This is a genomic window from uncultured Methylobacterium sp. (assembly GCF_964244095.1).
In the GTDB taxonomy this organism is placed as follows: domain Bacteria; phylum Pseudomonadota; class Alphaproteobacteria; order Rhizobiales; family Beijerinckiaceae; genus Methylobacterium.
The window spans coordinates 1-9,134 of record NZ_CAXTHR010000162.1 but is presented as its reverse complement, the minus strand read 5'-3'; the positions used below and the strand labels follow the sequence as shown (position 1 = coordinate 9,134).

12 protein-coding genes and 1 pseudogene are annotated in these 9,134 nt (G+C 70.5%); 6 read left to right on the top strand and 7 right to left on the bottom strand.

All coding sequences use genetic code 11. From position 1 onward, the window contains the following. The 4 genes and pseudogenes from ACFE86_RS19265 to ACFE86_RS19250 all read left to right on the top strand — a co-directional run. Positions 1–1,461 (top strand): vitamin B12 dependent-methionine synthase activation domain-containing protein (locus ACFE86_RS19265; RefSeq protein WP_375456935.1); only part of this gene is annotated, 1,461 nt, incomplete at its 5' end. A 58-nt stretch (positions 1,462–1,519) separates the two neighbouring features. Further along, the gene (locus ACFE86_RS19260; protein WP_375456934.1) at positions 1,520–1,834 is read left to right on the top strand and encodes an antitoxin; all 315 of its coding nucleotides are present in this window, start codon (positions 1,520–1,522) and stop codon (positions 1,832–1,834) included. Further along, positions 1,831–2,233: pseudogene (locus tag ACFE86_RS19255) on the top strand (type II toxin-antitoxin system VapC family toxin). Before ACFE86_RS19260 ends, ACFE86_RS19255 begins: the two are co-directional and overlap by 4 nt. A 98-nt stretch (positions 2,234–2,331) precedes the next feature. Beyond that, positions 2,332–2,778, top strand: coding sequence for a hypothetical protein (locus ACFE86_RS19250; RefSeq protein WP_375456933.1), 447 nt, complete (start codon positions 2,332–2,334; stop codon positions 2,776–2,778). 4 nt (positions 2,779–2,782) lie between these two features. Here ACFE86_RS19250 and ACFE86_RS19245 read toward each other — a convergent pair whose 3' ends face one another. Beyond that, complete coding sequence (locus ACFE86_RS19245; protein ID WP_375456932.1) at positions 2,783–3,022, bottom strand: hypothetical protein; 240 nt, start codon at positions 3,020–3,022, stop codon at positions 2,783–2,785. Positions 3,023–3,201: 179 nt separating this feature from the next. On the opposite strand from ACFE86_RS19245, the gene ACFE86_RS19240 reads away from it, so the two are divergent. Continuing rightward, positions 3,202–3,741: a formaldehyde-activating enzyme gene (locus ACFE86_RS19240; RefSeq protein ID WP_375456931.1), complete on the top strand. Its 540-nt coding sequence runs from the start codon at positions 3,202–3,204 to the stop codon at positions 3,739–3,741. Between the two features lie 9 nt (positions 3,742–3,750). On the opposite strand, the gene ACFE86_RS19235 is transcribed toward ACFE86_RS19240, so the two are convergent. The 4 genes from ACFE86_RS19235 to ACFE86_RS19220 all read right to left on the bottom strand — a co-directional run bounded on the left by ACFE86_RS19235 (position 3,751) and on the right by ACFE86_RS19220 (position 5,161). Beyond that, positions 3,751–3,900, bottom strand: a complete 150-nt coding sequence (locus tag ACFE86_RS19235; RefSeq protein ID WP_375456930.1) for a hypothetical protein — start codon at positions 3,898–3,900, stop codon at positions 3,751–3,753. Between the two features lie 12 nt (positions 3,901–3,912). Next, a complete protein-coding gene (locus tag ACFE86_RS19230; protein ID WP_375456929.1) occupies positions 3,913–4,314 on the bottom strand; it encodes a Uma2 family endonuclease in 402 nt (133 codons plus the stop codon). Between the two features lie 123 nt (positions 4,315–4,437). Beyond that, entirely contained in the window at positions 4,438–4,875 is a 438-nt protein-coding gene (locus ACFE86_RS19225; protein WP_375456928.1) for a hypothetical protein, read from the bottom strand. A gap of 52 nt (positions 4,876–4,927) precedes the next feature. Further along, positions 4,928–5,161, bottom strand: coding sequence for a hypothetical protein (locus ACFE86_RS19220; protein ID WP_375456927.1), 234 nt, complete (start codon positions 5,159–5,161; stop codon positions 4,928–4,930). Positions 5,162–5,665: 504 nt separating this feature from the next. Between ACFE86_RS19220 and ACFE86_RS19215 the strand changes: the two genes are divergently transcribed. Next, on the top strand, positions 5,666–6,532 hold the full coding sequence (locus ACFE86_RS19215; protein ID WP_375456926.1) for a collagen-like protein: 867 nt from the start codon (positions 5,666–5,668) through the stop codon (positions 6,530–6,532). A gap of 4 nt (positions 6,533–6,536) precedes the next feature. Here the strand turns inward: ACFE86_RS19215 and ACFE86_RS19210 are convergent, their stop codons facing one another. Together ACFE86_RS19210 and ACFE86_RS19205 are read right to left on the bottom strand one after the other, a co-directional pair. Next, positions 6,537–7,217 carry a spermidine synthase gene (locus tag ACFE86_RS19210; protein WP_375456925.1) on the bottom strand — a complete coding sequence of 227 codons (681 nt, stop codon included), beginning with the start codon at positions 7,215–7,217 and terminating at the stop codon, positions 6,537–6,539. Continuing rightward, entirely contained in the window at positions 7,214–8,551 is a 1,338-nt protein-coding gene (locus ACFE86_RS19205) for a TIGR03862 family flavoprotein (protein ID WP_375456924.1), read from the bottom strand. Before ACFE86_RS19205 ends, ACFE86_RS19210 begins: the two co-directional genes overlap by 4 nt. Between the last annotated feature and the right edge of the window lie 583 nt (positions 8,552–9,134).

Here is a 9,134-nt window from a genome sequence, read left to right as displayed (position 1 = left end):
ACCGTGAAGGGCGACGTCCACGACATCGGCAAGAACATCGTCGGCGTCGTGCTCGCCTGCAACAACTACGAGATCATCGACCTCGGCGTGATGGTGCCGGCCGCCCGGATCCTGGACGTGGCGCGCAAGGAGAACGTCGACATCGTCGGCCTGTCCGGGCTCATCACCCCGTCTCTCGACGAGATGGTGCATGTGGCGGCCGAGATGGAGCGCGAGGGCTTTTCGGTTCCGCTCCTGATCGGCGGCGCCACGACGAGCCGCGTCCACACCGCGGTGAAGATCCATCCGGCCTACGATCGGGGACAGGCGATCTACGTCACCGATGCGAGCCGCGCGGTCGGCGTGGTGTCGAGCCTGATCTCGCAGGAGACCCGCGGCGGCGTCATCGACAAGGTGCGCGCCGAGTACCGCAAGGTTGCCGACACCCACGCCCGCTCGGAACTCGACAAGCAGCGCCTGCCGCTCGCCAAGGCCCGCGCCAACGCATATCGGATCGACTGGTCCGCTTACGCACCGCGCAAGCCGAGCTTTACCGGCACGCGGGTCTTCGCGTCCTACGCGGTCGCCGACCTCGTCCCCTACATCGACTGGACGCCGTTCCTGCAGACCTACGAGTTCAAGGGCCGGTATCCCGCGATCTTCGAGGACCCGAACCAGGGGCCGGCGGCCAGGGCGCTGTTCGACGACGCGCAGGCGATGCTGGCCCAGATCGTCGCCGAACGGTGGTTCAACCCGAAGGCGATTTTGGGATTCTGGCCGGCGAATTCCGTCGGCGACGACATCGCCCTGTATACGGGCGAGAGCCGCTCCGAGACGCTCGCGACCTTCCACGGCCTGCGCCAGCAGCTCTCGAAGCGCGACGGGCGCCCGAACACCTGCCTGTCGGACTTCGTCGCGCCGGTCGGGAGCGGCATCGCTGACTACGTTGGCGGCTTCGTCGTCACCGCGGGCCTGGAGGAGGTGCGCATCGCCGAGCGGTTCGAGCGCGCCAACGACGATTACCGCTCGATCCTGGTCAAGGCGCTCGCCGACCGCATCGCCGAGGCGTTCGCCGAGCGCATGCACGAGCGCGTCCGGCGCGAGTTCTGGGGTTACGCACCGGACGAGACCTTCTCGCCGGAAGACCTCCAGCGCGAGGAATATGACGGTATCCGCCCGGCGCCGGGCTACCCGTCGCAGCCCGACCACACCGAGAAGGTGACGCTGTTCGACCTGCTCCAGGCCGAGCGCCGCATCGGCGTGAAGCTCACCGAATCCTACGCGATGTGGCCGGGCTCGTCCGTGTCGGGCCTCTACCTCGCCCACCCCAAGGCGCATTACTTCGGCGTCGCCAAGGTCGAGCGCGACCAGGTGGAGGATTACGCGGTGCGCAAGGGCATGGACGTGCATGCCGTCGAACGCTGGCTCGGGCCGATCCTCAACTACGACCCGGCGCGGTACCTGGCTGCGGCGGCGGAGTAGGCGCCTTTCCGCCAACGGCCTTCCGATCTATCGTCGTCATCGAAATCGGGAGGCCGGCATGTCGGACATCGCGAAGATCGTCCGGTCGGACGGGGTGCAGGCGGTGCAATTGCCGCCCGAACTCCGCTTCGACGGCGATACGGTGCAGATCCGCCGCGATGGCGAAGCCGTGATCCTCGAGCCGATCACGGACGAGCGGGTTCGGCTTCAGTCTCGTGTCCACCCCTTCGACGCCGGTGTCGTGGCGGCGATGGACGCGGAGTGGAGTTCGTTTCCGCGTCTGCCGGACGACCTTGCCGATGAAATCCTCGCTGCCGTCGAGGAGGAAACACCGCAACAGGAACGGCCGGAACTGGACGCCCTGTTCAAGTGAGGTTCCTGCTCGATACCAACGTCGTCATAGGGGTCTTGAGGCGGAAGCCGAGCGTGACCGCACGTGTCTTCGGCAATCCCCGCCGTGATTACGGGCTTTCGCCGATCGTCGCGCATGAACTCCTGTTCGGTGCCTATCGGTCGCAACGTGCGGACGAGGCTTTCGCCGCGTTCCAGACCCTGCGAATGCCCATGCTCGACTTCACCGTCGACGACGCCCGCAAGGCCGGCGAGATCCGCGCCGCGCTCGCCGCCGCCGGCACGCCCCATCGGCCCCTACGACATCCTCATCGCCGGGCAGGCGCTCGCCCGCTACCTGACCCTCGTCACCCGCAACACCCGCGAGTTCGGCCGCGTGCCGGGCCTGCGCGTCGAGGATTGGGAGGGCGGCGGCGCATGAATGGCCGGCGTGAGGCCGGGCGGAGCTTGACCGCGCGGGCGGCGCGGTTTCAATGCCCGGGGCGGGATGTCCGCCGGGTTCGTGCGTGGGAGACGGGTATGCAGGGGCCGGCGTTCTCCCTCGCCCTCGCGCTGGGCCTCGCGCTCTCCGGCTGCACCGGGTTCTCCTACATCTCCAAGACCTATGTCAGCCTGACGCCGCAGGTGGTGACGATCGGCTGCAACGAACCCTACGAGGTCTACGACCAGCGCCGGCAGCGCCGCCTGCTGGTCGTCTCCGACGCGTTGCGCGAGGTCACCGGATGCGGCATCGGCGACCGCTACGCCGGCCGCGATCCGCGCGAGACGCGCGCGGCGCGCTTCCGCCTCGCGGCGCGGACCTACCTCGACGAGACCGTGCGCGAGGATTGCCGGATCACCGGCGAGACCGTGTTCACCGACCTCCAGAGCGAGTTCGCCTACGCCTGCGCCGGTCCGATCGAGGCGCGGAACGCCAAGGTGCCACGCCTGCCTGGCCGCGGCGGCCCCGGCACTGGATTGCGCTAACCCGTCACCGCTTCGGGGGCTGCGGGAAGCTGCGCTCGGCCGCGTCGCCCGCGGCGGCGAGGAGGGACCGGGCGAAGGCGCGGGCCTCGGCCCGGCTCAGGCTCAGGATCGCGGTGACGGGCTTGCCGCCGAGGTCGGGCAGGCCGAGTTCCAGGCGCACGCCGTCCGGCACGGCCGCCGCCGACAGGCTCCAGCCGCGCTCCGCGGCGGGCCCTCGGCCGGGAGCCTGGTCCGGATCGCTCATCGTCGTTGTTTCCCGTTTCGCCGCCGCCCTGCATGACCGATCGGGCCACGCGAGGCCAGGGCCGCCGCGCGCCTTTTCCGGCGTCCGGATCGGCGCGCGATTGACGAAGGTCCCCGGGGATGATGTCTGCGCGGCCGAGTGCCCCCCGCCGGGACGCCATCGTGAGGACCGAGAGACGCATGTCCGAGATCTGGTTCCGCACCGGCGAGGCGACGGTGCTCGCCGCCGAGGGGCAGTACACCGACGCGATGCCCGAGGTGCTGATCGGCTCGACGCGCGGACCCGTCGGCCAGGCGTTCGCCGGGATGATGGGACAGGTGCAGGGCCACACCCGGATGTTCGTGGTGCGCGACCTCAACCAGCTCGTGCGCCCGGCCACGATGATGACCACCAAGGCGACGATCCACACCGCCGCATACGTCGAGCTCCTCGGCGGGGTGGTTCAGGCGGCGACCGGCGACGCCATCGTCGACTGCATCATCGAGGGCATCCTGCCGCGCGACGGCCTCGACGAGCTCTGCATGATCATCATGATCTGGCTCGACCCGCGCTGCGCCGAGGACGAGACCCTCGACTGCAAGGACCTCTACCGCACCAACTACGCGGCGACGAAGCTCGCCATCGGCCGTGCGCTGAGGGGCGAGCCCACCGTCGACGAGCTGATCGCCAACCGCAGGACCGTCAAGCACTACGCGCTGGAGGACGTGATCGACTATTGAGCCGGCCGATCACGTCGCCTTGGACGCGCGCGCCAGCGAGGTGCGCGCGTAGAGGCCGACGACGCGGCAATCCAGTCCGGCGGCCGGAAGCGACAGCCGGTCGTCCGGATCGAGGCGCCGGGTGACCCAGGCGTTCCCCTCGCGGATGGCAAGCGTCACGTCGATGGTGCCTCATTCGATGAGCAGGACGGCTTCGCACATCGGCAAGGTCTCGTAGCCTTCGAGTTTGATTGCGATCTCTTCTCGCTTCGCGCCGGACGGTTTGCAGCGATCGCTGCGGGAGATGATCTCGGCGGCGAGATAGCAGGTCGATGTCACATTGCGGTTCGGTTCGATATCGGCGGCATCGAGGACGGCGACATCGGGCACGTAGGTGTGGCCGTCGATCGTGGGCCTGAGATCGATCGCCGGATTCTGCATCGCGACGCGGGGGAGCCCCAACTGATCGAGTCCCTCGGTGAGCAGGCACTCCAAATTGCCAGCGATCAGCTGATGATTGAAGTTTGACTGAGCTTGCATGACGAAGTGCCCCTCGATGAGCTCCCACTTCTCCTCGTCGGGGCGCGAGGCCACGAAGTCCTAGAAGCTCCGACGGGTGTCGGGGAACGGCGCGTCCGTCAGAAGTGCCGGCATCTCGGCCTCCGTGCGATTGAGGCGATCAGAATCGGCCCGGCCGTGCGGCCGGTCAAGCGCACTTCACCCCGGCGGGATGCGGCCGACCGAGCACAGGGTGCGGATCGAGCCGCTGCTGTCGGTGTAGCAGCTCGCCGACCAGCCGTTCTGCTGGACGAAGGACTTGCGCCGCTCGGCGAGCGCGGTGCGGTGGGCGGTGGCGACGATGCCCGCGACCGTGCCCGCCGGTTCGCCGACGACCAGCTCCGAGGCGATCGCGAGGTCGCGGAAGAAATCCGCCGACGGGGTCGCGTCGCCGGAACTCGCCTGGACGATCGGCTCGGCCCGGCAGGTCAGGTCGAGCTTGATCGAGCCCGGCACCCGGATGTCGATGCTGGGGCCCGAGCGGCGCCCGACCTTGCCGCCGGTGGCGGCGGCGATCCGCCCGGCCAACCCGTCGCACTCGTCGGCCCGGGCGATCGTGGGAATCAGGAGCAAGCAGGCGATGGCGAAGCGACGCATGGCGGCACTCTACGCAAGGTCCCTCCGCTGTCGAGGCTCCGGGTTGCCGGCTTCACGGGAAATCCCGGCTCCGGTAGATCCGCCGGCCGGTGGGCACCCCGAAGTCGTTGGTCTCGGGCCGCCCTCGGACGCGGGCGCGATCGCGTGCGGCGAGTCGAGGCCGCCGGTAAGCCGCGCGGTCGGCGATGCCGAAGGGCAGCGCGCCGCCCGCGCCCTGCCGCGTGGCGCCCGAATCCAGCCGCGCCCGCAAGGCGGCGCGCCGCTCCGGGATCGGCTTCGATCGCACATCCGCGTCCGGTTCGTCACGCGACCGCTCCATTCCCAGCGGGCTCCGGCATGGCGCCAGGGTTGAGAACATCGTCATACGGTTTCCGGCTGAAGGTTTCCGTCGCGCGCCGTTTTCCCGGACGCCTGGAGCGTGAGCGGAAGGTGATCCGGAACCCAGTGAAACGAAGGGCCGCGTAGCGGCTCGATCCGACCGACGCCAAGGGTTCGACCGCCAAGGGTTTCGACGCTTCGCGACATCGTGTGCCGGGTCCCGGATCGGGTTCCGCTATCGCTTCACCCGTCCGGGAAAACGGGCCCTGCATCGATCGAACCATTCAGCCGGAAACCGTATCAAACGGGTTCACGACCCCGAGGAATTAGTCTTTCGCAGGCAGGGGCTTGCCCTGCGGACGGCTGTGGCTTTGCAGGTTCCGCCGACGACCGCGGCCAGGGTTGACCCCGGCCCGGACCGGGCGCCAATGTCCCGCCGCCGCGCGATCCGGCGGCGGGACGGACCTCACCCATGCTGCCTGCGTCCAAGCTGCCTGCGTCGATGCATCCCGCACGCGCCGCCCTGCTGATCGCCGGCCTGCTCGCCTTCGCGGGCGTCGCCGAGGCCCAGCAGCCGGCCGTGCCCGGCGTTCAGGCGCAGGCGCCCGCGCGCCAGAGGGCGCGGCGGCCGCAGGCGCCGGCCCAGCCGATCATGATCTACGACGCCCGCATCGAGGCCGGCGACCTGCGGATCTCGGGCTCGGTGCGCAAGGGCGGCGCCGTCGTGGTGATGGACGAGGACGTCTCGGTGATGGCCGATGCCCGCGGCCGCTTCGTCTTCCGGCTGCCCTACCGGCCGGGAAGCTGCGTCGTCGCCCTGAAGAGCGGCGAGGACGAGCGCGAGGGGGTGATCGCCAACTGCGCTCCCGAGGGGCAGGCCGGCGCGAAGGGCGAGACCGGGGTTCGCGGCGAGCCCGGCCCGCAGGGTCTGGCGGGACTGCCTGGCCCCGCCGGGCCTGCGGGACCGGCCGGAGCGGCGGGGCCGGCGGGTGAGGCCGGGCCCAAGGGCGAAGCGGGTGCCAAAGGCGAGGCGGGTGCCAAAGGCGAGGTCGGCGCGAAGGGCGAGGCGGGTCCCAAGGGCGAGGCGGGTCCCGCAGGGGCCGCGGGCCTCGCCGCTGTCCCCTCCGCGGTCCCCTACGCCGCGCCGTTCCGGGTGCTTCGCACCGAAGCCTGCCCGGCTTCCGGCTGCGAACTGGCCTGCGAGAGCGGCGAGGTCTTCGTGTCGGCCTACTGCCTCAAGGCCGGAACCCCGGTGTTCTCGCAAGGGGCGGCCGGCACCGCCAACGCCGCGTGTCCGCCGGAAGCCGCCGGCATGGTCGGGTTCTGCGGGCGGATGTGAGGGTTCACGCCCGGCCGGAGCGCGCCGCGAGCCAGATCACGTGGCGGATGCCGCGCTTGCCGTGGGCGCGGGCCGCGACCTCCTCCACCACGAGGCCGGTCTCGTGCAGGCGCCGGCTGAAAGTCCGGTCCGGCCCCGCCGACCACACCGCGAGCACCCCGCCCGGGCGCAGGGCGGTGCGGGCGGCGGCGAGGCCCGCCGCATCGTAGAGACGGTCGTTGGAGGCCCGCGTCAGGCCGTCCGGCCCGTTGTCGACGTCGAGCAGGATCGCGTCCCAGGCCGAGGGCCGCTCGCCGATGAGGCGGGCCACGTCCAATTCCTGCAACGACACGCGGGGATCGTCGAGGATGCCGCCGAACACCACTGCCAGCGGCCCGCGCGCCCAGGCCACCACCGCCGGCACCAGTTCCGCCACGACGACCGCCGCCTCGGACGGCAGGGCCTGGAGCGCCGCCCGCAGGGTGAAGCCCATGCCGAGGCCGCCGATCAGCACGCGCGGGGTCTTTCGCGCTGCGATCCGGGCGCAACCGAGATTGGCCAGCGCCTCCTCCGATCCGCCGCGCCGGCTGTTCATCAGCTCGTTCCGGCCGAGCGTGATCGAATACTCCGTCCCCCGCCGCAGCAGCCGCAAGGTGCCGCCGCCGCCGGGGACCGCGGCCGTGTCGAGGTGCTCCCAGGGGGTCATGCGGGCCGCACCCGCCCGTTCGCGGCGAGCCATGCCGTCATGCCGGCCGCCGCCGCCCGGCCGCTGCTGAGCGCGCCCTGAAGCAGGTAGCCGCCGGTCGGCGCCTCCCAGTCGAGCATCTCGCCCGCCGCGAACAGGCCGGGCCGGGCGCGCAGCATGAAGGCCGCGTCGAGCCCGTCGAGTCTGAGCCCGCCGGCCGTGGAGATCGCGCGCTCGATCGGAGCCATCGCGTGGAGGCGTAGGGGTACGGCCTTGATCAGCCCGGCCAGCGCATCGGGATCGGCCGGCAGCGCCGCGCCCGCCGCCTCGCGCAGGAGCCCCGCCGCGACCGGCGACAGGCCGGCGCCCTTGCGCAGACGCGTCGCCATCGACGCGCCGGGCCGCGGATCGGACAGGCGGTCGGCCAGAGCTTTCACCGTCAGGTCGGGGCGCAGGTCGAGGACGAGGCGCGCGGCGCCTTTTCGCTCGATCATCGCGCGCAGGATGCGCGATACCGCGTAGACCGCGCCGCCCTCGATCCCCTCGGCGGTGACCATGGCCTCGCCGCGCACGATCACGCCGTCGGCGGCAAGCCCGATGCGCTTCAGCGGTTCGCCGGCAAAGCGCGTGCGAAAATGCTCCGACCACGCCACCGCGAACCCGGCATTGGCCGGCCGCAGGGGCGAGACGGCCACGCCGAGGGCCTCCAGCATCGGCACCCAGGTCCCGTCCGACCCGAGCCGCGGCCAGCTCGCGCCGCCGAGCGCCAGCAGCACGGCCTTCGGCCTGGTCCAGGTCTTTCCCTCCGGCGTCTCGAACACCAGGGCGCCGTCCTCGTAGGCCGCGAGCCGGTGCCGGGTGCGGATGCGGACGCCTAACCCGTCGAGGCGCCGCAGCCACGCCCGCAGCAGCGGCGAGGCCTTGAACGCCTTCGGGAACACCCGCCCGCTCGATCCGACGAAGGTCGGCTCGCCCAGGTCCGCGCACCACGCCCGCAGGGCGTCCGGCGGGAACGCGGCGATCGCTTCGGTCAGGCTGCCGGAGGGTTGATAGCGCCGCAGGAAGTCCGGCAGCGGCTCGCCGTGCGTCAGGTTCAGGCCGCCGCGCCCGGCGAGCAGGAACTTGCGGCCGACCGACGGCATCCGCTCGTAGACCGCGACCGCGTGGCCGGCCGCGGCCAGCACCTCGGCGGCAGCCAGCCCCGCGGGCCCGCCGCCGACGATCGCCACGTCTTCTTCAAGAGTTTCCATCGCAGCGGGAAGGGAGCGGTTTGTTCGCGCTGTCAAGGCGTGGCGCGGTGCCTCAAAGTTCCGAACTCGATGTTTGATCCCAGGGTTTGATGGTGCAATCTTCATGTCCGAGTGGGGGGATGGAGCGCGGCTCGAACACGCGGCGGCGTGCGGGCGCTGCCGTGAAGAACGCCTGCCAGAGTGCATCCACCGCCTGACGCCTCAGCGCAAACGATGCACCTTCACACTCCGGGACCGTACATATAGGACAAGGGCAGCGCCCGAGAGCCGAAATCGCCACAACAAAGCAGAAGGGCCGCTCCCAGCAGGAGCGGCCCTTGCTTTGCTCTAGAGCATTTTCCAGCGAGGTGGATACCGGCTCGCGTGAAGAAAATGCGACCACACGGAGACTTAGAGCATTTTCCGTGATCTAGGGATCATGGAAAATGCTCTAGAGCCGTGCCCGACCACGCTGGGTCGGGTCACGGCTCTAGGTCCTTGTTTTAAAGCGCAGTTTCGCGACGAACCGGCATTCAATTCGTCGGAGTGCGCTCCAGGTTGATCCAGTGCAGAACTTTGGGGTCCGAGAGCGGATCATTGGTTCGACCATCAGTCAGGCGTGCGCCAGCACCGCCAGCAGCAGCAGCGCGATGATGTTGGTGATCTTGATCGCCGGGTTCACGGCGGGGCCGGCGGTGTCCTTGTAGGG

Bases quoted from the DNA above. Each gene is read 5' to 3' on its own strand.
- ACFE86_RS19260 (WP_375456934.1), top strand. From the start codon at position 1,520: ATGTCGGACATCGCGAAGATCGTCCGGTCGGACGGGGTGCAGGCGGTG.
- ACFE86_RS19250 (WP_375456933.1), top strand. From the start codon at position 2,332: ATGCAGGGGCCGGCGTTCTCCCTCGCCCTCGCGCTGGGCCTCGCGCTC.
- ACFE86_RS19245 (WP_375456932.1), bottom strand. From the start codon at position 3,022: ATGAGCGATCCGGACCAGGCTCCCGGCCGAGGGCCCGCCGCGGAGCGC.
- ACFE86_RS19240 (WP_375456931.1), top strand. From the start codon at position 3,202: ATGTCCGAGATCTGGTTCCGCACCGGCGAGGCGACGGTGCTCGCCGCC.
- ACFE86_RS19225 (WP_375456928.1), bottom strand. From the start codon at position 4,875: ATGCGTCGCTTCGCCATCGCCTGCTTGCTCCTGATTCCCACGATCGCC.
- ACFE86_RS19215 (WP_375456926.1), top strand. From the start codon at position 5,666: ATGCTGCCTGCGTCCAAGCTGCCTGCGTCGATGCATCCCGCACGCGCC.
- ACFE86_RS19210 (WP_375456925.1), bottom strand. From the start codon at position 7,217: ATGACCCCCTGGGAGCACCTCGACACGGCCGCGGTCCCCGGCGGCGGC.
- ACFE86_RS19205 (WP_375456924.1), bottom strand. From the start codon at position 8,551: ATGAAGATTGCACCATCAAACCCTGGGATCAAACATCGAGTTCGGAAC.